This is a genomic window from Pseudoxanthomonas sp. SL93 (assembly GCF_026625825.1).
Classification (GTDB): domain Bacteria; phylum Pseudomonadota; class Gammaproteobacteria; order Xanthomonadales; family Xanthomonadaceae; genus Pseudoxanthomonas_A.
The window spans coordinates 3,511,771-3,535,568 of record NZ_CP113065.1; the positions used below are offsets into that span (position 1 = coordinate 3,511,771).

Below are 23,798 nucleotides of genomic sequence, written 5' to 3' on the forward strand. Positions count from 1 at the left end.
AAGAACGACTTGATGCCCATCCGGATTCCTCTACTTCGACGACGCGTACTGCGCCTTCCATTGCGGGTATTCCTTCGACAGCAGTCGCTTGGGCCAGCTGCCGTACCACTCGTATCCCGTGCGGCGTTCGCGCGGGATGTCTTCGTAGCGCGCCACGCGCTGGCTGTCGCGGGTCGCCAGCACCACGCTGTTGTCGGCCACGTCGTAGAAACGTGCCCACAGGCCGGTGGCGGCGGGGTCGGCGACCAGGCGACGATCCTTGCTGGTGCTGTGGTGCTGGAACTGCTCCGCCGGCGCCTCGAAGGTCTCGATGCGCCAGCCGGTGATCTCCACCTTGCGCAGCCATGCAACGGCGCCTTCCACCGAAGCCACCACCTCGGCCGACGGCTGCGGGATCGACATCAGGTAGCGCACCACGCCGACCGATTCCTGCGCGGCCATCGAGGGCAATTCGAACTTGCGGCCCTGCGCGGGCTGCAGCGTGCCGTCATCGTACTGGCCAGCCCAACCCGCAAGCTGGTCGCCCTGGCGCACCTGCAGCTTCAACAGACAGGCATCGCCACGCGCCACCGCCTGCTGTACGCGCACGCGCGTCGCGTCGTCCACGAAGGCATAGCGCCGCGTGTCGGTCAGCACCTTGCGCAGCATGCCCAGCACGCCGGCGGTGACGTCATCGGCGATGGTGATGTGCGGGTGATACGACTGCGTGGCGGGCACCGTGTGCGGCCAGCCCCCGCACGCCGGCAGCTGCTGCGCCAGCGTGAAGGCCAGGCCGCGCAGGCTGCCGTCGCGGTAACGCACGTCACCGGTCAGGGCAAACGCGGTGGCCAGGTAATCCAGCTGCGTGTAGATGTTGCGGTTGTCGAAGCTGCCGCCCGACTTGCGCGCCTCGGCCTCGAAACGCGCGCGCTCGGTGGCGTCCAGGATGCGTGCCGGGTCCTGGTTCTCGATCCAGCCGCCGTCCACGCGCTGGTAGAGCAGGATGTTGTCGGCGATCTGCGGCACCTGTTCCGGCGCGTAACGCGGGTAAGCGTCGCCGTGCACGTTGCGCCAGTGGTGGATGGCATCCTCGAAGCCGGAGAGCGATGGCGCTGTCGGGCTCTCCTGCGCCCATGCAGGCGTGCCGGTCGCCATCAACGCGCCGCACAGCAGGAGCGCACGCCGGTTGGCCATCACTTGATCGCCTTTGGCAGCCACAGGGACAGTTCGGGGAACAACGTCACGACCAGGAGCACCGCGAGCCCCGCCAGCCAGAACGGCCAGATGGTCCGCATGCTCTGCGCGATGGTGATCTTGCCGATTGCCGTGCCGATGAAGAGCACCGACCCCACGGGCGGCGTCACCAGACCGATGCCACCGGTCAGCACCAGCACCAGGCCGAAGTGGATCGGATCGATGCCATACGCCCTGGCTACCGGCAGGAAGATGGGCGTGCAGATCAGGATCATCGGGGCCAGATCCATGAACGTGCCCAGCAGCAGCAGGACCAGCACGATCAGCAACAGCACCGTGTACTTGCTGTGGGCGATGGACTGCAAGGCCTCGACGGCGGCGGCAGGCACCTGCAGGTAAGCCAGCAGCCAGCCGAACACGGCCGCCGTCGCGATGACGAACAGGATGACGCCGGTCGTGCGTGCGGCGTGGGTCACGGTGCCCAGGAATTCCTTCAGGTCCAGCTGCCTGTACAGCACGCTGGTCACCAGCAGCGCATACACCACGGCAATTGCCGCGCTCTCCACGGCGGTGAAGATGCCTGCGCGGATACCGAAGAAGATCAGTCCCACCAACCCGAGTCCCGGCAATGCCGATACCAGCCGGAGGAGTACCGCGCGCATGCCGGGAAACACTTCCACGCCATAACCGCGCCGGCAGGCGACGGCCCAGCCGGTGAACATCAGCACGACCGTCATGAGCAGCGCGGGGACGATGCCCGCGGCGAACAGGTCGGCGATGGAAAGCCCGCCGCCCGCCGCGGCCGAGAACAGGATCAGGTTGTGCGACGGCGGCACCAGCAGCGCGACCAGCGCGGCGGTGATGCTGACGTTGACCGCATAGTCCCGGTCATAGCCGCGCTTGATCATCTGCGGGATCATCGTGCCGCCCACGGCCGAGACGTCCGCGATCGCGGAGCCGGACACGCCGCCGAAGAACAGGGAGGACAGGATGCTCACCTGTCCCAGGCCGCCCCGCATGCGGCCGACCAGCGACGCCGCCAGGCTGATGAGCCGTTCGGAAATGCCGCCGCGCAGCATGATCTCGCCCGCGAAGATGAACAACGGAATGGCGATCAACGACGCCGAGCCCGTTCCCGAGGAAATCTGCTGCACCAGCACGATCGAGGGCAGGTCAAGATAAAGCAGCGTTGCCAGGGAAGCCGCGGCCAGCGCATAGGCCACCGGCACGCCGATCAGCAACAGGATGGCGAAGATCGAAAAGAGCAGTGTGATCGCCATGGGTCAGCGTGCCTCGTCGTGGGTCGGCGCCCGCAGCAGCAGGAGCAGGCGATTCAGCGCGAACACCACCATCAGCAGTCCGCCGACCGACAGGGGGAGATAGCCGATGCTTTGTGGCATCGGTGCGCCGGCAATGCGGATGTCCAGGCCATCGAGCAACAGCACCGCGCCCCAATAGGCCATCACGGCGCCGATGGCGGCGACCACCAGCGGCGAAATGGCGTGCAGCAGCGTGCGCATGCGCGGCCCCAGCGCATCGGCCAGCAGGAAGAACCCGAAGTGCCGGTTGGTATGCACCCCCGACGCAGCACCCAGGCTCATGGCCGTGGTCAACAGCAGCACCGTGACCGGCTCTGTCCAGCTGGGAGAATCGTTGATCACGTAACGGGCGATCACCTGCCAGCCCTGGACCACCACCAGACCCAGCAGGGCGGCAACGGCGACGGCGATGGCGGCGTTGGACAGGTACTCCATGCCGCGTTGCAGGGGAGTGGCAGGCAGCGTTGCGGTTTCTTCGGACATCGCAGTGTTCTCAGGCCAGGTCGCGGATACGGCGATACAGGGATTCGATGGCGGGCTCGCGCCGGTACTCGGCAAGCAGGGGTTGCGATGCGTGGGCGAAGGCGGCCAGGTCGGCGGTGTTGCTACGTACGCCGCCCGCCATCACCGCGGCGCGCGCCTTGGCTTCCGATTCGTCCCACAGCGTGCGCATCACGCCTACCGATTGACGCGCGGTTTCCCGTAGCAGTTCGCGATCCCCTGGCAGCAACGCATCCATCGTGCGTTGCGACACCAGCAGTACGTCCGGCGCATACGAATGGTTGGTCTGCGACCAGTACTGTGCGGCTTCGAAGTGGCGGCTGGAGTGGAAGCTCCGGATGTTGTTCTCCGCGCCATCGATCATGCGTGTTTCCAGGCCCGAAAAGACTTCGCCCAGCGACAGCGGCGTGGGATTGGCGCCGAACAGGCGCAGCATGCGGATGAAGATGTCCGATACCGGCACCCGGATCTTCATGCCGTGCAGGTCGGCAGGCGTCTGGATGGGGCGGCGTGCGTTGTAGAAACAGCGTGCGCCGGAATCGTAGATCGCCAGGCCGACCAGGCCACGCCGGGAGAAGCCGTCCAGCACGGCCTTGCCGACGCCCTCGTCCATCGCCCGGCGCATGTGCGCCACCGAATCGAACACGTAGGGCAGGCACAGCGCCTGCGTCAACGGGAAAGCGTTGTTCAGCGCGCCGGAATACACGCGCGTCATGTCGATGGCGCCGAAGCGGGCCATGTCGATGGCTTCCGACTCGCGACCCAACTGGCCCGAGTGGTATTGCCGCAGGGAGACGCGGCCGCCGGTCTCCCGGGCCATCGTCTCGCCTATCCAGCGCACCGCTTCAACGGTGGGGTAGTCCTTGACGTGCACGTCGGTGGCGGTCAGCACGTGCTGGCCCGTGTCTGCCACTACCTTGCTGCCCAGCAACGGTGCGGCGATGGCGGCGCCTACGCTGGCGCCCAGGAAACGACGGCGGTTCATCATGCGGCTGTGCTCATTCCGGTTGCGGTGAAGCGGCCACGGCGCGACACACGATATCGCCATGCCCGTTGAACTGGATGCGCGCGTGCTGGCCCGCGACGATGTCATGGATGCCGGTCGCGTTGCCGGTGGCGATCAGCTCGCCCGCCTTCAGCGGACGGCCGCGTCTGGCCGAGCGCGAGAGGGCGAAGGCGAAGGCGGCGCGCAGGCCACCCGGCAGCGTCGTGGCGCCGCCCTGGCCGACCTGGCGGTCATCGATGAAGGTCTGGCAGGTGAGCGATGTTTCCGCGATCGACGACCAGCGCGGGATCTCCGCACCCATGATCAACCCGTTGTTGTTGCCGAAATCGGACACGACCACGCGCGGACCCAGCTGGTTAATCGTCGCCAGCGGACTGCTGGCCACTTCCATGCCGATGAACAACGTGGAAGGGAAAGCGGCGGCTTCCTCCGGCGTCCAGTCGGTCTTGTCCGCAGGCGCATCGGCCTCCAGGCGCAGCACATACTCGGCCTCGACCGCGCCGAAGCCGCCGGAAAACACGGCGAACTCGTGCTGGCCACCGGTGGTCAACTGCAGCGCACGCGCGAAGATCGGGCCGAGCAGCCGCTCGTCTCCCGAGGCGTCGCGCTTTTCCGGTGCGATGTAACCCACCTTCCAGCCCACCACGCGATCCGGCCAGCGCGCGATCGCGATGTCCTGCACGCGGTAGGCGGTGACCAGGTCGGCGGGAATCTCGCCCGGGAATGCGGGCAGCGCCTGCCCCTGCCGCCGCGCACCGACGAATTGCGCGGCGATGGCCGCCAGTTCGGGCGCTTCCGCTGGGTCGCCGTCAACGGCGCGGTGATCAGTACTCAAGAGGGCTCTCCCCGGACGGGTTTTGTTGCACTGCCGAGTGACAGTGCAGGTTGATGGCCTGTATATGGTAAACCGGTGTCATTGACAATGTGCACTGCCGCAAAATCCATTTCCGGTGTCACGCTTCATCGGTCCACTCCTGGGAGGGAGCCAATGTTCCTTACTGCTTTTCCCCACTCGGCGGCGTCCCGCCGACTGCGCCGTTTCCTGCCCGCGCTGCTGCTGGTGATGGCCGCGTGCGTTGCGCAGGCGGCCGAGACAAGTCCACTGGCGTTCCCCGGTGCCCAGGGTTGGGCGGCGCATACGCCGGGCGGTCGCGGCGGCAAGATCCTCCGCGTGACGACGCTGGCCGCCGAAGGCCCCGGCTCCTTCAAGGAGGCGATCACTGCGAAAGGGCCGCGCACCGTCGTATTCGAGGTCGGCGGCGTCATCGACCTGGGCATGAAGGAGCTGCGCATCAGCGAGCCCTACCTGACCATCGCCGGGCAGACCGCACCGGCGCCCGGCATCACCCTGATCAAGGGCGGCCTGACCATCGCGGCCCATGACGTGGTCGTTCGCCATCTGCGCATCCGGCCGGGCGATGGCGGCCTGCCGAAACGCTCGGGCGACATCGACGCCATCTCGACCGTGCGCGGGGCGCGCGACGTGATCGTCGACCACTGCACGCTGACCTGGGCTACCGACGAAAACCTGTCGGCTTCCAGCACCCGCTTCCATGGCGAGAGCGAAGCCGACTGGATGGCCAATGCCTCGCGCCGCATCACCTTCAGCAACAACATCATCAGCGAAGGCTTGGCCAATTCCATCCATGCCAAGGGCGAGCATTCGAAAGGCTCGCTGATCCACGACCACGTCAACGACATCCTGATCGTCGGCAACCTGTATGCGCACAATTACGAGCGCAGTCCGTTGTTCAAGGGTGGCGCGCGTGGGCATGTGATCAACAACCTGATCTACAACCCGGGCCAGCGGGCGATCCACTACAACCTGATCGCCGAGGAATGGCTGGGGCATCCGTACTCGCGCGGCGCCATGGTCGTGCGCGGCAACGTATTGCGTGCCGGGCGCTCCACCGAACCGCTGGCCTTCGTCATGCTGGGCGGCTCCGGTGACCTCGATCTCTACATGCAGGACAACCTGATGGTGGACCGCATCGGCAAGCCGACCATCGAGTCGACCGGCCGCTACAGCACCGCGCCCGCCCGCATCAACGTGGTGAAGGCCGCGCCGGCGCTGCCGTTCGGCGTCGCCCTGTTGCCTGCCGCGCAGGTGCAGGATGCCGTGATCGCCACCGCCGGCGCCACGCCATGGAATCGTGATGCGCACGACCGACGCCTGGTCGCCGATGTCATCGAAGGCCGCGGTGAAATCATCGACAGCCAGGAACAGGTGGGTGGCTATCCCAAGCTTGCCGAAACCCGCAAGCCGTTCGTCGAAGCGGAATGGAACCTGGACACCATGGAACCGAAATCCGGCCAATACCCGCGCGGCGAACCGCTGCGCTGAATCCCCCATGCAATACCCACCCTGCCCGCCATGGGCAGGGTGCGGCCCGGCGTGCTGCGATACCCTGCCGCATGCGGCCACGCATCGGATGGCCGCGCGACCCAGCGGGTCGATGCCGTCCAACATCACGTCGCACTGAAGAGACACCGTCGCCTCGTCGTGGAACGGCGCTTCGCCGTGCGCACACACGAGCGCAGTGGCACGCAGGCCAGTGGGGTAGGGGGGCTGTGAGAAGGTCGGCATGTCCGGGTCACGGGACAAGGCGCCGGCTCCCGCCCGGGAGAGAGGATCGGGCGGGAGCGGCAGGGAGGGTGCGGCGGCGCAAGGCCGCCGCACCCGAAGCGATCAGAACGTGAAGCGGAAGCCGACGTAATACTGGCGCCCGGTGTGGTGGTAGACCGAGGCACGGTCGCCCACGGAGTCCACGTACTGGTCATTGAACTCGTCGGTCAGGTTGGTGCCTTCGAAGGTCAGCGAGAAGTTGTCGTCCAGCTTGTACGACACCGACAGGTCCACGCTGTAGGCGCTGCGCTTGCCTTCCACATCATTGTTGTTCTGGCCCGGCACGCGCTGCAGGTAGTCGTCGCGGAACGAGGTGGAGACACGCGCGCTGAACTTGTTGTTGTCGTAATACAGCGTGGCGTTGTACGACTTCGGCGACAGGTTGACCAGGTCGTCGGCGATGTAGGTGACCGGGAACGTGCCCGGCACCGCGTAGTCGATGTCCGACTTCACGTAGGTGTAGTTGAGGATGGCGCCGAAATCCTTGAACACGCCGGGCAGGAAGCTGAAGGGTTGCTGGTAGCTGACCTCGAAGCCTTTCAGCGGGCCGCCGGGCGTGTTGATGGGCGTGCGTACGTCGAACTCCACTTCCCAGAAGCTCGGCGGCACCCACTCCAGCGGCAGGCCGGTCTGGTTGTACGGAATGTTCTCGCGCAGCTCCTGGATGTAGGTCTCGATGTCCTTGTAGAACAGCGCGACGGACAGCAGCGACTCTTCGGCGAAGTACCACTCGGCGCTGAAATCGTAGGTGGTCGCGCGGAAGGGATCCAGGTAGGGATTGCCCACGCGGATGTTCGGCGTGCCGGTGGTGGTGACGCCGGCGCCGGGCGACAGGTTGCCCAGCTGCGGGCGCGCCATCACCTTCGCCGCGCCGAAGCGCAGCACCAGGTCGTCGGTGACGTCCCACGCCAGGTTCAACGACGGCAGCCAGTCCTTGTAGTCGTTGGTGACGGTCACCAGCGTGCCGCCGCCCGCCGAGGTGTAGCCGCTCGCTTCGATGTCGGTGGTGGCATAGCGGACACCGACGTTGCCGCGCAGCGGACGCCCGGCCAGGTCGGCATTGAAGTCCAGCTGCAGGTATGCGCCCAGGTCTTCTTCCTCGATCTGGCGATTGTTGCCACGCGCATTGCCGTTGGTGATGCTGGTCAGCGTGAAGTCGCCGCCGGGGACGCCCGTATTGCAGTTGCAGTAGATGTTGAACAGGGTGGCGATGGCGTCGAGGTCGGGGATCACCCACGAAGCCGGCGATGCCCCGTTGAGGCCACGTCCAAAACCGCGGATGCTGGTCGCCACGTCCGCCAGCGTCGTACCCGTCGGAAGTGCCGGCACCGAGGTCTCGCTGCTGCGGCGGAACTCCCACGTGTCCATGTCGAACTTCTTGTACGACAGGCCGCCGCGCAGGGTGAAGGTCTCGTTGATCAGGAAATCCAGGTCGAGCTTGCCGGTGTCGAACGTGTTGTCGACGCCCTGCGGCCGGATGCGAATCTCCGAGCCTGTCGTGTTGGCCGCTGGGCTGCTGATCCAGCGCCAGCTGTTGGGGTTGTTGACGTCCAGGTTGCCGTAGGTGATGACCGGCAGGCGGTCGTTGCCGCGGTAGTCCCAGCTGTAGCCATCCAGATTCTGGATGTCGAAGGTCACCGTGGTCTGCACCGGATTAGTGAACTCGGACTTCGACGTGCCGACCATCGCGTTGAGCTTCAAGCGGTCGGTGATGTCCTGTTCCAGGCTGAGGCTGTACTGGGCGAATTCCGTCGTGAGCTCATCGAAGCGCGACTCGGAACGCACGTCCACATTGTCGAAGACACCGTAGACCAGGTTGCCGCGATCGTTGACCTCGGCCTGCAGCACGTGCGTTTCGTACTTGCCGCCCTGCGCATTGGACCGGCTGAAGGAGATCGTCTCCAGGAAGTCCTCCTGGCGGGTGGCATCCAGCTTGGAATACAGCGCATCGAAACTCAGCAGCGTGCGGTCGGTCGGCTTGAACTGCAGTGACGCCGTCACGCCCAACCGCTCCTGGTCATGGGTCAGGCGACCGTAGCGGGGCAGTCGCGGGTGGAACGTGGTCGCGGCGGACGCCAGCCGGTACGCATCGTTGTTGGAGGGCGTATTGGCGGGGCGGGGATTGCCGGTGGAGCAGTTCAACGCGGTGGTGCCGCGACCGCTGTTGTTGGTGTTGTTCTGCGGCGTGAACCCGACCGGGCTGCAGAAGCCGTTGGTCGCCGGCCCGTTGTCCCAGCGCACGGCGCTGTAGCCCTCTTCGTAGAGGTGGCGTTCGCTGTACGACGCCGACACCAGTGCGCCGAAGCGCCCGTCCGCCCAGGTGTTGCTGATCAGCGTGGAGAAGCGCGGATCCCACTGTTCCGACAACTCGTTGTAGCCCATCTTCGAGGTGACCGTGGCGGTGAACCCCTCGTAGTCGAACGGGCGCGCGGCGCGCAGGTCCACCGTGGCGCCGAGCGAGCCCTCATCGACCTGCGCCGACTGCGTCTTGCGCACCGTCAGCTTGCTGAAGAGTTCCGACGCGAACACGTTGAAGTCGAAACCGCGGCCGCGGTTCGCGCCACCCGAACTGTCGGTGCCGCCCGTGGTGGCGAGTGCTTCCAGCCCGTTGATGCGCACGCGGGTGAAGTCCTGGCCCAGGCCGCGCACGGTGATCGAACGGCCTTCGCCGGCATCACGATCAATGGCGACACCGGGGATGCGCTGCAGCGATTCCGCAAGGTTCAGATCGGGGAACTTGCCGATGTCTTCGGCGACCACCGCATCGATCTGTTCCGCGCTGTAGCGTTTGTCTTCCAGTGCCTTCTCCAGGCTCGCGCGGAACGACGCGACCACTTCCACGCGGTCCAGGTCGGTGACCGGATCCGTGGCTGCTGGCGGGGTGGCGGGTGCCGGGGTTTCCTGGGCCTGCGCATTGAAGTGCAGTGCAAGGCCGATTGAAAACGCGAGCAAGGTAACCGGTGTCTTGCGATGGCTGATACGAGTCTGCATGGCGTCCCCTCCCAAGGGCTCATGTCGCTCTGAGGTGCGGTTTGCGAACTGGCAGGTGTCAGGAATCCCCCGATTCCGATGTGGCGTATCGCCTGGATGACACCGCTGGCCAAAAACGCTAACAGAGTGTGCGGTGCAACAACAAATGCCTGATTCCGCTGGAGAAAATGGCTTGGGGACAATCGCCTTGCGTAACCGATTACATTCGCTTTCAGGCGGCCGATCGGCGACCAACATGGCGCATTTTCCGCCGATATCCACCACGCGGGCGTAGCGCTGATTACTTTCGTTCGTTTGCCACGCGAGCACTGGAAGCGTGCATCCGCTTGCATCGTGCACGACGAAAAAAAAGCCCGGCCAATGGCCGGGCTCCGGAGTGCCGCTGCGGCGTGGCCGCAGCGTATTCCATGGTGCGATCAGAACTTGTAGCGCAGGCCCAGCAGGTACTGGCGACCGGTTTCGCTGTAGTCCAGCGGCAGTTGGCCGGCGGAATTGGTCACCCACGATTCCTGCACCTCGTCGGTCAGGTTGATGCCTTCCAGGCTCAGTTCCAGATTCTCGTTGAGCTTCCAGCGCACGGATGCGTCCACCGTGGTGGTACCGGTCTGGCCGTGCGCATCGAAGCCCGCCTCGGTGCCCGGCACCTGCAGCAGGTAGTCGTCGCGGTTGGTGGCCGAGACGCGGCCGGAGAAACGCTCGCCTTCGTAGTACAGCGTCGCATTCCACGAGTGCTTGGACAGGCCGGTCAGATCGGTCTTGAACGAGTTGGCACCGGTCGAGGTCAGGTACTGGATCTGCGAATCCACGTAGGTGTAGTTCATCTGCACGCCGAGGTTGGCGAACTTGCCCGGCAGGAAGGTGAACGGCTGCGTGTAGTTCGCTTCCAGGCCCGTCAGCTCGCCGCCCGGCGTGTTGAGCGGTGCGGTGAAGGTGAAGTCATCGTTGACGGTGGCGCCGGTGCCATCCAGCAGGCTGGCGGGCAGGCCGCTGGCCGAGTAGGGCTGCACGAAGCGCGTGTTCTGGATGAAGCTCTCGATGTCCTTGTAGAACAGGCCCAAGCCCAGCATCGCGCCTTCGTCGAAGTACCACTCCACGCCCAGGTCGACCGTCTCGGCGCGGATCGGATCCAGGTTCGGATTGCCACCGGTGACCGTGCGTGCCCCACCGCTGACGTTGACGGTCACGCCGGGGGTCAGGAAGCCCAGGCCCGGACGCGTCATGACCTTGGCCGCACCCAGGCGGATCAGCAGGTCCGGCGTGATCTCAGCCACCAGGTTCATCGACGGCAGCGTGTCGCTGTATTCGCGCTCCGCCGTCGCCGCCACAGGCGTGCCGCTGGCGGTCGCGATACCGACGGAGGACTGCTTGGTACGCACGTAACGCACGCCGACGTTGCCTGAGAGCGGGATCGGCCCGAGATCGACCGAGAACTCACCCATCAGGTAGACGCCGCGGTCCTCTTCCTCGACGTTGCGCGTGTTCACGGCGCGCTCGGTCAGGGCAAAGGTGCCCGTGTTGCTGTAGATGTCGAACACGTTGGCGAATGACAGGTAGTTCGGGATCACCCAGGTGCCGGGTGAGCCGTTGACGCTGCTCAGGCTGGCGAGCATGGTCATGTCAGACGGCACGATCGTGCCGCCACCGGGGAACGCGGGCACGGACACTTCCGAGGCGCGGCGCAGCTCGCGTGTCGAGAACGAGTAGTCCTTCGCCTGCACGCCGCCCTTCAGCCGGAAGCCGGGGCTGATGTTCCAGTTGAAATCCAGCTGCCCGATGTCGAAGTCGTTGCGGACGTACTGCGGGCGGAGGCGGATCTCGGCCAGCGTCCAGCCGGTGCCGCTGGTCGGATCGATGCCGTAGTTGAGTACCGGCTTGTACGGGTCGCCGCGGTAGTCGTAGCTGTAGTTGTCGACGTTGTTCTTGTCCATGATGATCGTGGTCTGGATCGGATTCTCATGCTTGGAGCTCGAGGTGCCGACCTTGCCGGACAGTTTGAAGTTGTCGGTGAACTCGTGCTCGCCTTCCAGCCCGATCTGGGTGAAGACCGTGTTCCATTCGTCATGGCGGCTTTCCGAGCGGATGTCGACATCGTCGAACAGCCCGTAGACCAGTGCCCCGTTCTCGACCACGCCATCACGGACGATCGTTTGGGGCTTTCCACTGCCGCCACGGCTGAACGAGATCGCCTCGATGTACTTCTCGTCACGCACGGCGTCGATCTTGGAATACAGCGCGTCCAGCGAGAACTGGGTCCGGTCCGTCGGCTTGAACTGCAGCGAGCCGGTCACGCCCAGGCGCTGCTGGTCATGTTCCATCAGCGTGTAGCGCGGGAAGCGCGGGTGGTTGGTCGTGGCCAGGCGCGCGGGTGCGAAGGGAGAGGCCGGGTTGAAATTGCCGTTGCTGGTGCCACCGGCCCAGCGCCCGCTGCCGCTGCCTTCTTCCAGCGTGCGACGCTCGGAGAACGCGACCGACATCAGCGCGCCCACCTTGCCATCGGCCCAGGTGTTGGAGACCAGGGCGGCAAGGCGCGGATCGGTCTTGCTGCCGATATCGCCATGGGTCAGCTGCGTGCTGGCCGCGAAGGTGAAGCCGTCGTAGTCGAACGGGCGCGCGGTGCGCAGGTCGACCGTGGCGCCCAGCGACCCTTCTTCGACGTCCGCCTGCGCGGTCTTGCGCACGATCAGCTGCGAGAACAGGTCCGAGGCGAAGACGTTGAAGTCGAAACCGCGGCCGCGGTTGGAGCCGCCGTTCTGGTCGGAAGAACCGACGGTGGTCAGCGCTTCCATGCCATTGATGCGCACGCGGGTGAAGTTGGAATCCAGGCCGCGGACGGAGATGTTGCGGCCTTCGCCGGCATCACGGGTGATGACCACGCCCGGGATGCGCTGCAGCGATTCGGCCAGGTTGAGGTCCGGGAACTTGCCGATGTCCTCGGCGACGATGGCATCGACGATGCCGGCCTCGCCACGCTTGATGTCCAGTGCCTTCTCGACGCTGGCGCGGTAGCCGGTGACGCTGACGGTATCCAGCGTATCGACCGGGGCGGGGGTGCTGGCGGGTTCGGTGGCCTGCGCGGGCGCCGTGGCAGCGTCCTGCGCGAACGCAGCGGCATTCATCTGCAGTGCGAGACCGATCGAAACGGCAAGCAAGGTAACCGGTGTCTTCCGGTTGGTATGACGGACTGGCATGTTTTCCCCTCCTCAAGGGACCATGGCCGCTCTCTGGCGACTGATTTGACTGCGAAATCGTGCTGGGGCACCTTCTTCTGTGGGCCAACCGGTAAAATGACACCGCTGGTCAAAACGAACGCTAACAGAGTGTGCGGTGCAGCAACAACTGTCATTCGGACCGGCTTATCGTGTCTCCCGGGACAAGGTGATCGGCCTGTCCGGGGACATCCATTCGGGTCATCACGGGAGCTAGGTCATGGTGGGGAAGGTCATCTGTTTCGGCGAACTGTTGCTGCGCCTGGGCGCGCCGGGTCGCCAGCTGCTGCTGCAGTCGCCCGTGCTGGACGTGCATGTGGGCGGCGCGGAAGCGAATGTCGCGGTGTCGCTTGCCCGCTTCGGCCACCAGGCCGGCATGGTCGGCCTGGTGGCGGACAACGCCCTGGGCGAAGCCGCGCTGGGCGAACTGCGGCGGCACCGCATCGATGTGTCCGGCGTGCAGAGCGCGCCGGGACGCATGGGTCTGTACTTCCTGACACCGGGCGCCATCCAGCGTCCTAGCGAAGTGCTTTATGACCGCGCCGACTCCGCGTTCGCACGCGACGGCGGCGGGAAACACGACTGGCCCGCGCTGCTGCAGGGCGCTGACTGGCTGCACGTGTCCGGCGTGACGCCGGCGCTGGGCCAGCAGGCCGCCGACGGCACGCTGATGGCGGTGCGTGCCGCACGTGCCGCAGGCGTCAAGGTCTCGTTCGATGGCAACTTCCGCCCGAAGTTGTGGGAGGCCTGGGGCGGCGACGCCCCGACCATCCTGCGTGGACTGATGGCCGAAGCGGACGTGCTGTTCGCCAGCCATCGCGACCTGCAGGTGGTGCTGGGCCTGGAGTTCCCCCAGGCCACGCCGCAGGAACGCTTCGCTGCGGGCGCGGCGGCGGCATTCCATGCGTTCCCGCACCTGCGGCAGATGGCCGCCACCGTGCGCGTGCAGCGCAGCGTGGACCATCACGCGCTGTCCGCGATCACCGCGCTGCGCGACGGCTCGCTGCACACGACGCCGGCCTATGAGGTATCGCCGATCGTCGACCGCATCGGCACCGGTGATGCCTTCGCTGCCGGTGTGCTGCACGGTGATCTCACCGGCATGCCGGCGGCGGACGCGCTGCATTTCGGCGTGGCGGCGGCCTGCCTCAAGCATTCCATCCCCGGCGATTTCAATCTGGTGGGCGCGGCCGAAGTGCAGGCCTTCCTTGGGGAAAACAGCTTGGACGTGAAGCGCTGAGCGTCTCTGTCTTTACGCAGTATTTACGGCGGCGGCGCGGGCCGGAATAGCGACTTTACGCGGGGGAAGACCAGACTTTCGCGGTCGGCGGAACTCCTCCCGCCAGGATCGCATCCATGTCTTTCTCGTCGTTCCACCCGCGCAGCGCGTCGCCTGCGCGTCCCGTCGTTTCCGCGGTCGCCACCGGCCTGCTGCTGGCGGTGGCGTGCACCGCGCAGGCCGCGACCTTCAACGGTTCCGGCGCGCTCACCACCGACTATGTCTGGCGCGGCACCTCCCAGACCCAGGGCGACCCGGCCGTGCAGGCCGGCTTCAAGGCCTCGGCCGTCAATGGTCTCTACGGCGCGGTGTGGGGCTCGAATGTCGAGTTCGCACCGGAAACCAAGGCCAGCAGCGAAATCGACGTCACCGTCGGCTGGGGCGGCACGCTGACCGACGACTGGGCGCTCGACGTCAACCTGACCCACTACCGCTACCCGTCCACCACCGTCGACCTCGACTGGACCGAGGCCATCGGCACGCTGACCTGGAAGCAGAACTACTGGGCGCAGCTGGGCTACTCCACCGAAGCATTGGCCACCGACGAAGCCGGCGCCTACGCGCAGCTCGGCGCGAAGCTTCCGCTGGGCGAACAGGTCCGCTTGGAAGCCGCTGCCGGCTACTACTGGCTGGAAGACGCCTACGACGACAGCTACACGCACGCACAGCTGGGCGCCGTGTGGGCATTCAGGGCCCCGTTCGAACTGCGCGTCACCGCGCACGCCACCGACAGCAGCGCCAAGACGCTGTTCCCCGGGCTGGCGGGCTCGCGCGTGGAAGCAGCACTGCAAGCCGCGTTCTGAGCACCGCCATGGTCACCGACTTCCTTCACCTGCTGCTGGCCCTGGTGGGCGTGCTCGCCGGCGCCGGCCTCCTGTTCCTGATGATCACGCGGCGTGCGCGCATGCCGATGGATGACTCCCATGACTGAATTCCTCCTCGTCTTTGCGCTGGCCATCGCGCTGGGTTGGCCACTGGGCCGCTACCTCGCCGCGGTGATGCGCGGTGCGCCGATGCGCGGCGACCGTCTGTTCGGGGTGATCGAGCGCCCCGTCTATCGCATGCTCGGCGTCGATCCGGCGCAGGGCATGGGCTGGAAGGCGTATGCGAAGGCCTTCCTGCTGAGCAACCTGGTGCTGGGCCTGCTGGCCTGGGGCGTCTTCATGACCCAGGCCTGGTTGCCGCTAAACCCCAACGACGCGCCGAACATGCGCTGGGACCTGGCGCTGCACACCATGGTGTCGTTCCTCACCAACACCAACCAGCAGCACTATTCCGGCCAGGCGCAGCTGTCGTACCTGGCGCAGATGACGGGCATCGTCGGCCTGCAGGTGGTCACGCCGATGATGGGCCTGGCGTTGGTGGTGGCGACGTTGCGTGGGCTGTTCGGCGGGCGCGGCAAGGACGCTGTCGGCACCGCGGCGAACAACGAACCCGACGTCGGCAACTACTGGGCCGACGTCATCCGCCCGGCCGTGCGCGTCATGCTGCCGCTGTGCCTGCTGTGGTCGCTGCTGCTGACCTGGCAGGGCGTGCCGTCGACGCTGCAGGGCGGGCCGGTCGCGACGCCGATCGATGCCTCGGCGCAGATGGCCGAACAGAAGATCCCGCTGGGCCCGGTCGCACCGATGGTGGCCATCAAGCAACTGGGCACGAATGGCGGTGGCTGGTACGGCCCCAACAGCGCGGTGCCGCTGGAAAACCCCACGCCGTTCTCCAACCTGCTGGAAACGCTGGCCATCATCCTGATTCCGGTCAGCATCGCCTTCATGGTGGGCGGCTTCACCGGCCGCCGGAAGTTCACCGCGCTCGTTTTCGGCACCATGCTGACGATGTCGCTGGTCTCGACGGGCGCGGCGCTCTGGTCCGAAAGCCTGTCCGGCAGCTCCGGCGACATCGCGCTGATGGAAGGCAAGGAAGTGCGCTTCGGCGCCGCGCCGTCCGCACTGTGGGCCGCCGTCACCACGCAGACATCGAACGGCTCCGTCAATTCCATGCACGACTCGCTGGCACCGCTGACCGGCCTGGTGACGCTCGGCAACATGCTGGTGAACGCCATCTGGGGCGGCATCGGCTGCGGCCTGCAGCAGTTCCTCGTCTACCTGCTGCTCAGCGTGTTCCTCGCCGGCCTGATGACCGGCCGCACGCCGGAACTGTTCGGCCGCAAGATCGAAGCGCACGAAGTGAAGCTGCTGGCCGCGCTGGTGCTGCTGCAGCCGCTGGCGCTGCTGGCCTTCACCGCCATCACGCTGGCCGTACCGTCGCTCACCGGCAACTCCAATCCGTCCTTCCATGGCATCAGCCAGGTGTTCTACGAGTACACCTCGGCGTTCGCCAACAACGGTTCCGGTTTCGAAGGGCTGGGCGATGCGACCTATTGGTGGAACCTCAGCACCACGCTGATGCTGCTGCTCGGCCGCTACCCGGCGCTGATCATCCCGCTGGCCATCGCCGCTTCGCTCGCGCGCAAGCGCGCCACGCCCGAAGGCCCCGGCACCCTCCAGGTGGAAACGCCGACCTTCGCGCTCACCCTGATCGCCGTGGTCGTCATCCTGACCCTGCTGCAGTTCATGCCCGTGCTGGTCCTCGGCCCGATCGCCGACCACCTGGCCCTGAGCGCGCTCTGAGAACATCGACATGACCCCTTCAACCGTTTCCCCGCGCCACGCCCGTGCAACGGCCCTGCTCGACCGCGCAGGTCTCCGCGCCGCCGTCTTCGGTGCCTTCACCAAGCTGGCCCCGCAGCACGCCTTCAAGAACCCGGTCATGGCCGTGGTCTGGCTGGGCACGCTGCTCACCGCCGGCCTGACCCTGGCCGGCACCACCACGCCCGGCATCGGCTGGGCGGTGACCGCGTTGCTGTTCGTCACCGTGCTGTTCGCCAACTTCGCCGAAGCCATCGCCGAAGCGCGCGGCCGCGGCCAGGCCGCCTCGCTGCGGCGGGCCCGCAAGGACCTGGTCGCGCGTCGCGTCGACACGCCCCTCGGCGGTGCGGAACGGCGCATGCCCGCGGCGGACCTGAGGCCCGGCGACTACGTCATCGTCTCGGCGGGCGAACAGATTCCCGCCGACGGCGAGATCATCAGAGGGTTGGCGACGATCAACGAATCCGCGGTCACCGGCGAATCCGCCCCCGTGCTGCGCGAGGCCGGCACCGATCGCAGCGGCGTGATCGGCGGCACCAAGGTGCTGTCCGACGAGATCGTGGTGAAGATCACCGCCGAGCCCGGGCACAGCTTCCTCGACCGCATGATCGCGCTGGTCGAAGGCGCCAACCGGCAGAAGACGCCGAACGAGATCGCGCTGGGCCTGCTGCTCATGACGATGACGCTGACGTTCCTGATCGTCGTGGTCACGCTGCCCTTCATCGCCGGTTTCGTCGGCGCGAAGCTCGACCCGCTGCTGCTCGTCGCGCTGCTGGTCTGCCTCATCCCGACCACCATCGGCGGCCTGCTGCCGGCCATCGGCATCGCCGGCATGAACCGTGCGCTGGCCGCCAACGTGCTGGCCAAGTCGGGCAAGGCGGTGGAAGTGGCCGGCGATGTCGACGTGCTGCTGCTCGACAAGACCGGCACCATCACCCATGGCGACCGCCAGGCCACGCTGTTCCATCCCTTGGCCGGCATCGACCGCGAGCAACTGCGCGATGCGGCCATGCTCGGCTCGTTGGCCGACCCCACGCCCGAGGGCAAGTCGATCGTGAAGCTGGCGCGCGAGCAGGGCGCCACGCTGGCCGATCCCGAACGTGCGCAGTTCGTCGCCTTCACCGCGCAGACCCGCATGTCCGGCGTGGACCTGCCGGACGATGGCCGCGGCCACGCGCGCGTCATCCGCAAGGGTGCGTCGGACGCGATCCTCGCGCACGTGAAGGCGGGCGGCGGCAGCGCGCCGGCCGAACTCACCGCCCGCGTCGAGCAGGTCGCCCGCAACGGTGCTACGCCGCTGGTGGTCAGCGACGGCAACCACGTGCTCGGCGTGGTCGAACTCTCCGACGTGGTCAAGCACGGCATCAAGGAGAAGTTCGCCCACATGCGCGCCATGGGCATCCGCACGGTGATGATCACCGGCGACAACCCGCTGACCGCCGCCGCCATCGCCGCCGAAGCCGGCGTGGACGACTACATCGCCGAGGCGCGTCCCGAGGACAAGCTGGCGCGCATCCGCCAGGAACAGGCCGGCGGCCGCCTGGTCGCCATGGTCGGCGACGGCACCAACGACGCCCCCGCGCTGGCGCAGGCCGACGTCGGCCTGGCGATGAACTCCGGCACGCAGGCGGCGAAGGAGGCCGGCAACATGGTCGACCTGGACTCCGATCCGGCCAAGTTGCTGGAGGTGGTGGAAGTCGGCAAGCAGCAGCTGATCACGCGTGGCGCGCTGACCACGTTTTCGCTGGCCAACGACGTGTCGAAGTATTTCGCGATCCTGCCGGCGCTGTTCGCCGCCGCCATCCCGTCGATGAGCGCGCTCGACGTGATGCAGCTGTCCAGCCCGACGAACGCGGTGCTGGCCGCGTTGATCTTCAACGCCATCATCATCCCGCTGCTGATCCCGCTGGCGTTGCGCGGCGTGCGCTTCCGCCCGGCCGGCGCCACCGCGCTGCTGCGCCGGAACATGCTGGTCTACGGCGTGGGCGGCGTGCTGCTGCCGTTCGCCGCGATCAAGCTCATCGACCTGTTGCTGGCCGCCGTCATTGGCGCCTGAGGAACTCCCATGAACGTTTCAACGACTGCTTCCACCCCGGTATGGCGCGCCTCGCTGGTGCTGGCGCTGGTCACGCTGCTCGGCTTCGGCCTGCTGTACTCGCTGGCCGGCACCGGCCTGGGCCGCATGCTGTTCCCGCACCAGGCCACCGGCAGCCTGATCGAACGCGAGGGCAGGGTGGTCGGCTCGTCGCTGGTCGCCCAGCCGTTCGCCGATGACCGCTACTTCCAGTCGCGCCCGTCCGCCGCAAGCTACGACGTGATGGCGCTGGCCGGCAGCAACCAGGCCCGCACGAATCCGGATCTGCGCCGCCGCATCGACGAGGCACGCGCCGCCGTCGCCGCACGCGAGGGGGTGGCGCCGGCCGACGTGCCCGGCGACCTGGTCACCCAGTCCGGCGGCGGCATTGATCCGCACCTGTCGCCGGCGGCGGTGCGCATCCAGATCGCCCGCGTCGCGCGTGCGCGCGGCATCGAGGCGGCGGAAGTCGAACGCCTCGTCGCCGCGCATACCGAGGCTCCGCAGTTCGGCGTGCTGGGCGCGCCGCGGATCAACGTGCTGGAACTGAATCTGGCGCTGGATGCGCGCTGATCCGCGCGAGGGGATGGCGGTGGGAGCGACGTAGGTCGCGACGACATCGTCGCAGAATCCCTCGCGACTTGCGTCGCTCCCACAGAGCGGGTTTCGTGTTTTGACCCGCTGCAGCCTGCGTAGCCCGGATAAGGCCAGCGGCCGCCTCCGGGGGACCGGGGTGCCGACAGGTCCCGGTGCCCCGGGGGTGCTGTGCTTGCCCGGGCTGCGCCGCTCCACGCAAGTGGAGAGAAGGTGTTTCGTGGCGATGTGGATCGGCAGTTTCCCTCTCCCCGCCTGCGGGGAGAGGGTGCCGAAGGCGGGTGAGGGGGTGGACGGAGCCGCGGTCGTTGGCATTGCAAGGCGGATCGAGTGTCGGGAAACGACACGCACGCACGTGGAGATGCTTCGTGACCGCACAGATCCCAGCCTCCGCTCGCCCCTCATCCGCCCGCTGGGCACCTTCTCCCCACAGGCGGGGAGAAGGCATGGGTGTGCTTGCTACGAGCAAGGGTGATGCGACGAGGAGAATCGCCCTGCTTGCGAGCTTCTTCGGTGAGACAACACAGGAAGAACCCTCGCGCGTGAACCAGAAAGGTGTGGCATCGAGGCAGAAAGGTGAGGTGACGGAGCAGATTTCCCTGGCGTCGAGGTTCAAAGCGTCGGCGACGAGGAAAATTTCCTCGCTCGCGGACCAGAAAGGTGCGGCATCGAGGCGGATATGTGAGACGACGAGGCATATTTCTGCCCACGCAACGTTTTCGGGTGAGTTGACGAGGAAAAAAAGCCCGCCACCGAACCAGAAAGGTGCGACGCCGAGGCAGATAGGTGAGACGACGAAGCACGAAGGTTCTTCATGGAACATGAAAGCCTCACGGCCAAGGAAAATTGCCTTGACGTCGGGGAAAATTTCCTCGGCGGCGATGTCCGGCGCCAAGGGGCGAAGGCGCTGATGCCAACGGCGGCTCCCGGGTCGCGACGGACGTCGCTCGCCCGCCTGCGTTTCTGTTTTCACATAACAGTTGAGAGCACACTATCCCCATGACCGACCCCCGCCATCGCCAGGCCGATGCCCTGATCGACCATCTGCAGCGCGAGCAGGGCGGGCGGCTGACGATCTTCCTGGGCGCGGCGCCGGGGGTGGGCAAGACCTACACCATGCTGTCGCGCGCGCGCGAACTGCGCCGCCAGGGCCGTGACGTGGTGGTGGGCATCGTGGAGACGCACGGCCGGGGCGAGACCGCCGCGCTGACCGAAGGGTTGGACATCCTGCCCCGCAAGCGCGTGGCCTACCAAGGCCGCTGGCTGGAAGAGATGGACCTGGACGCGCTGCTCGCGCGCCGCCCGCAGGTCGCGCTGGTGGACGAGCTGGCGCATCGCAACGCCCCCGGCAGCCGCCACGAGCGCCGCTGGCAGGACGTGATCGAACTGCTCGACGCCGGCATCGACGTGCACACCACGATCAACATCCAGCACCTCGAAAGCCTCAATGATGTCGTCCACCGGATCACCGGCGTGCGCGTCAGCGAAACCGTGCCGGACGCCGTGTTTGATCGCCTGCGCGACATCGTGCTGGTGGACCTGCCACCGCGCGAGCTGATCGAACGGCTGCACCAGGGCAAGGTCTACCTGCCGGAACAGGCCTCGCAGGCGCTGCAGGCGTTCTTTTCGCCGTCCAACCTGATCGCGCTGCGCGAACTGGCCATGCAGACCGCGGCCGACCGCGTCGACGCCGACCTGCGCGAAGACCAGGCGGCACGCGGCCTGCCCGGCATGCCGCTGCGGCGGCGTGTGCTGGTGGCGATCGACGGCCGTGGCCAGTCCGAATACCTGGTGCGCGCCGCGCGCCGCATCGCCGAACGCCGCGATGCGCCGTGGAGCGTGGTGACGGTGCAGGTCTCCGATGCCGTGGACGAGGCCCGCCAGCGCGAGATCGACCAGGCATTCGCGCTGGCGCGCCGGCTGGGTGCGGACACCGATGTGCTGCGCGGCACGCGCATCGCCGATGCGCTGCTCGACCACGCCACCCAGGGCGGCGTTTCCACGCTGGTACTGGGGCGCACGCGCGAGCGGCCGGTGGCGCGCATGTTCAACCGCACGCTGACCCAGCAGCTGCTGCAACGCGGCGCGCACTACGAACTGGTCATCATCAGCACCCCGGAGGCGCGTGCGCGCTCGCGTCGCGGCGGGGCCCGCCTGTCGGAGCTGCTGGGCCGGCACGACCTGGCCTTCGCCGCGGTGGCCTCGGTGCTGGCCGTCGGCGTGGCCGCGCTGGCCGAACGCTGGGTGGGGCTGGACGACCTGTCGATGGTGTTCATCGTGGCGGTGGTGCTGGTGGCCGCGCGCACGCGCATGACCGCCGCGGTGGTGGCCGCGCTGCTGAGCTTCCTGGCCTACAACTTCTTCTTCATCGAGCCGCGCTTCACCTTCAACATCGGCGCGCGCCAGGGCGTGACCACGGTGTTCCTGTTCCTGGTGGCCGCGCTGGTCGCCGGGCGCCTGGCCTCGCGGCTGCGCATGCAGGTGGTCGCGTTGCGCGCGGCGAACGCGCAGGCCATCGCGCTGCAGGCGCTGGCCCGCGACCTGGCCGGCGCGGCGGACCTGGGCCAGGTGCTGGCCGCGGGTCGCAAGGCGCTGGCGCGCGCGTTGTCCGCCGAGGCGTGGCTGCGCGTGCAGGGGCGTGAGGCGCCGGATGGCATCGCGCTGAGCGAGATCGACCGCGCCGCGGCCGACTGGGCGCAGCAGCATGGCCAGCCCACCGGGCGCCACACCGACACGCTGGCCGGCGCGGGACGCTGGTTCCTGCCGCTGCGGGGCGATCGGGGCAGCCTGGGGGTGCTGGGCCTGCGCTTCGACGACGACGTGCGCCTGCTGCCGGAGCAGCGCCGCCTGGCCGAGGCGATGGCCGACGACATCGCCCAGGCGGTCGTGCGCACGCGGCTGGTGGCCGAACTGGAAGACGCGCGCGTCGGGGGCGAGACCGAGCGCCTGCGATCGGCGCTGCTGTCGTCGGTCTCGCACGACCTGCGCTCGCCATTGGCCTCGATGATCGGCTCGGCCAGCAGCCTGGCCAGTTACTGGGACGCGATGGGCGGCGACGACCGGCGCGCGCTGCTGGACACCATCCAGCAGGAAGGCGAGCGGCTGGACCGCTACATCCAGAACCTGCTCGACATGACGCGGCTGGGCCACAGCGGCCTCACCCTCAACCGCGACTGGATCGGCGTGGACGAACTGCTGGGCTCGGCGGTATCGCGCCTGCAGCGTTACCAGCCGGACGTACGCGTGCAGACCACGGTCGCCGCGGACGTGCCGGCGATCTGGGTGCACCCGGCGCTGATCGAGCAGGCGGTGTTCAACGTGCTGGAGAACGCGGCGAAGTTCTCGCCGCCCGGCGAACCGGTGCAGCTCGACGCGAAGCTCGTCGATGGTGCGCTGCGCATCGATGTGCGCGACCGTGGCCCGGGCATTCCGGAAGAGGAACGCGCGCGCATCTTCGACATGTTCTACAGCGTGGAACGTGGCGACCGCGGCCGCCACGGCACCGGGCTTGGCCTGGCGATCTGCCAGGGCATGGTGGGCGCGCATGGCGGCAGCGTGCAGGCGCTGCCGGGGCTGGATGGCCGCGGCACGGTGATCCGGATTACCCTGCCGCTGCTGACGCCCACGCCGCAGGAACCGGTTTGACCTACACCGCACCACCGCCCACTGCTTCCGCGCCGCCGGCGCGCGTGCTGGTCATCGACGACGAACCGCAGATCCGCCGGTTCCTCGACATCAGCCTGCGTGCGCAGGGCTACCGCGTGGCGCTGGCCGACAGTGGGCACGCCGGGCTGGCGGAACTGGCCGCGCACGGCGCCGACCTGGTCGTGCTGGACATCGGCCTGCCCGACCTGGATGGCCATGAGGTGCTGCGCGAACTCCGTCAGTGGTCGCAGGTGCCGGTGATCATGCTGACCGTGCGCAGCGGCGAAGGCGAGAAAGTCGCCGCGCTGGATGGCGGTGCCAACGACTACGTCACCAAGCCGTTCGGCGTGCAGGAACTGATGGCGCGCATCCGCGGCCTGCTGCGCACGCACGCCACCGCGGCCGACGCCGGCATGCCGCGGTTCGACGACGGCCACCTGCATGTGGATCTGGGCCGCCGCGAAGTGACGCTGGACGGCGAACCGGTGGTGCTGAGTCGCAAGGAGTTCGCCCTGCTGGCGCTGCTGCTTCAGCATGCCGGCCGCGTGGTGACGCAACCGCAGATCCTGCGCGAACTGTGGGGCCCCAGCCACCAGCACGACACCCACTACCTGCGCATCCTGGTGGGCAAGCTGCGGCAGAAACTGCATGACGATGCGACGGCGCCGCGGTACATCGCGACGGAGCCGGGGGTTGGGTTGAGGTTCGTCCCCGGCGGCTAGCGACCGCCGCGCCGGAC

General features: G+C 67.3%; 16 protein-coding genes. 9 read left to right on the plus strand and 7 right to left on the minus strand.

Annotation, left to right across the window (positions count from 1 at the left end; translation table 11 throughout):
* Positions 1–30: 30 nt before the first annotated feature.
* Genes pelA through OVA13_RS16410 form a run of 5 tightly spaced genes read right to left on the minus strand, consistent with a single transcriptional unit; the run spans position 31 to position 4,834 of the window.
* On the minus strand, positions 31–1,173 hold the full coding sequence (pelA, locus tag OVA13_RS16390; protein ID WP_267791518.1) for a pectate lyase: 1,143 nt from the start codon (positions 1,171–1,173) through the stop codon (positions 31–33).
* A complete protein-coding gene (locus tag OVA13_RS16395) occupies positions 1,173–2,453 on the minus strand; it encodes a TRAP transporter large permease (protein ID WP_267791519.1) in 1,281 nt (426 codons plus the stop codon). The genes pelA and OVA13_RS16395 overlap by 1 nt, the downstream gene beginning before the upstream one ends.
* 3 nt (positions 2,454–2,456) lie before the next feature.
* On the minus strand, positions 2,457–2,975 hold the full coding sequence (locus tag OVA13_RS16400; protein WP_267791520.1) for a TRAP transporter small permease: 519 nt from the start codon (positions 2,973–2,975) through the stop codon (positions 2,457–2,459).
* A gap of 10 nt (positions 2,976–2,985) precedes the next feature.
* Positions 2,986–3,981: a TRAP transporter substrate-binding protein gene (locus tag OVA13_RS16405; RefSeq protein ID WP_267791521.1), complete on the minus strand. Its 996-nt coding sequence runs from the start codon at positions 3,979–3,981 to the stop codon at positions 2,986–2,988.
* Between the two features lie 10 nt (positions 3,982–3,991).
* A complete protein-coding gene (locus tag OVA13_RS16410; protein WP_267791522.1) occupies positions 3,992–4,834 on the minus strand; it encodes a 2-keto-4-pentenoate hydratase in 843 nt (280 codons plus the stop codon).
* 153 nt (positions 4,835–4,987) lie between these two features.
* Between OVA13_RS16410 and OVA13_RS16415 the strand changes: the two genes are divergently transcribed.
* Positions 4,988–6,343 carry a pectate lyase family protein gene (locus OVA13_RS16415; RefSeq protein ID WP_267791523.1) on the plus strand — a complete coding sequence of 452 codons (1,356 nt, stop codon included), beginning with the start codon at positions 4,988–4,990 and terminating at the stop codon, positions 6,341–6,343.
* A 345-nt stretch (positions 6,344–6,688) separates the two neighbouring features.
* Here OVA13_RS16415 and OVA13_RS16420 read toward each other — a convergent pair whose 3' ends face one another.
* Together OVA13_RS16420 and OVA13_RS16425 are read right to left on the minus strand one after the other, a co-directional pair.
* Positions 6,689–9,616 carry a TonB-dependent receptor gene (locus OVA13_RS16420; protein ID WP_267791524.1) on the minus strand — a complete coding sequence of 976 codons (2,928 nt, stop codon included), beginning with the start codon at positions 9,614–9,616 and terminating at the stop codon, positions 6,689–6,691.
* 416 nt (positions 9,617–10,032) lie between these two features.
* Complete coding sequence (locus OVA13_RS16425; protein WP_267791525.1) at positions 10,033–12,804, minus strand: TonB-dependent receptor; 2,772 nt, start codon at positions 12,802–12,804, stop codon at positions 10,033–10,035.
* A gap of 238 nt (positions 12,805–13,042) precedes the next feature.
* Between OVA13_RS16425 and OVA13_RS16430 the strand changes: the two genes are divergently transcribed.
* The 8 genes from OVA13_RS16430 (at position 13,043) to OVA13_RS16465 (ending at position 23,781) form a co-directional block, all read left to right on the plus strand.
* Positions 13,043–14,062 carry a sugar kinase gene (locus OVA13_RS16430; RefSeq protein WP_267791526.1) on the plus strand — a complete coding sequence of 340 codons (1,020 nt, stop codon included), beginning with the start codon at positions 13,043–13,045 and terminating at the stop codon, positions 14,060–14,062.
* Positions 14,063–14,178: 116 nt separating this feature from the next.
* Positions 14,179–14,904: a TorF family putative porin gene (locus OVA13_RS16435; protein ID WP_267791527.1), complete on the plus strand. Its 726-nt coding sequence runs from the start codon at positions 14,179–14,181 to the stop codon at positions 14,902–14,904.
* A gap of 120 nt (positions 14,905–15,024) precedes the next feature.
* Entirely contained in the window at positions 15,025–16,728 is a 1,704-nt protein-coding gene (kdpA, locus tag OVA13_RS16440; RefSeq protein WP_267791528.1) for a potassium-transporting ATPase subunit KdpA, read from the plus strand.
* A gap of 10 nt (positions 16,729–16,738) precedes the next feature.
* Positions 16,739–18,802, plus strand: coding sequence for a potassium-transporting ATPase subunit KdpB (gene kdpB / locus OVA13_RS16445; protein WP_267791529.1), 2,064 nt, complete (start codon positions 16,739–16,741; stop codon positions 18,800–18,802).
* Between the two features lie 9 nt (positions 18,803–18,811).
* Complete coding sequence (gene kdpC, locus OVA13_RS16450) at positions 18,812–19,393, plus strand: potassium-transporting ATPase subunit KdpC (protein ID WP_267791530.1); 582 nt, start codon at positions 18,812–18,814, stop codon at positions 19,391–19,393.
* Positions 19,394–19,860: 467 nt separating this feature from the next.
* Complete coding sequence (locus tag OVA13_RS16455; protein ID WP_267791531.1) at positions 19,861–20,325, plus strand: hypothetical protein; 465 nt, start codon at positions 19,861–19,863, stop codon at positions 20,323–20,325.
* An 88-nt stretch (positions 20,326–20,413) separates the two neighbouring features.
* Positions 20,414–23,059, plus strand: coding sequence for an ATP-binding protein (locus OVA13_RS16460; RefSeq protein WP_267791532.1), 2,646 nt, complete (start codon positions 20,414–20,416; stop codon positions 23,057–23,059).
* Positions 23,056–23,781 (plus strand): response regulator, encoded by a 726-nt coding sequence (locus OVA13_RS16465; protein ID WP_267791533.1) that lies wholly within the window; start codon positions 23,056–23,058, stop codon positions 23,779–23,781. The genes OVA13_RS16460 and OVA13_RS16465 overlap by 4 nt, the downstream gene beginning before the upstream one ends.
* Positions 23,782–23,798 lie beyond the last annotated feature (17 nt).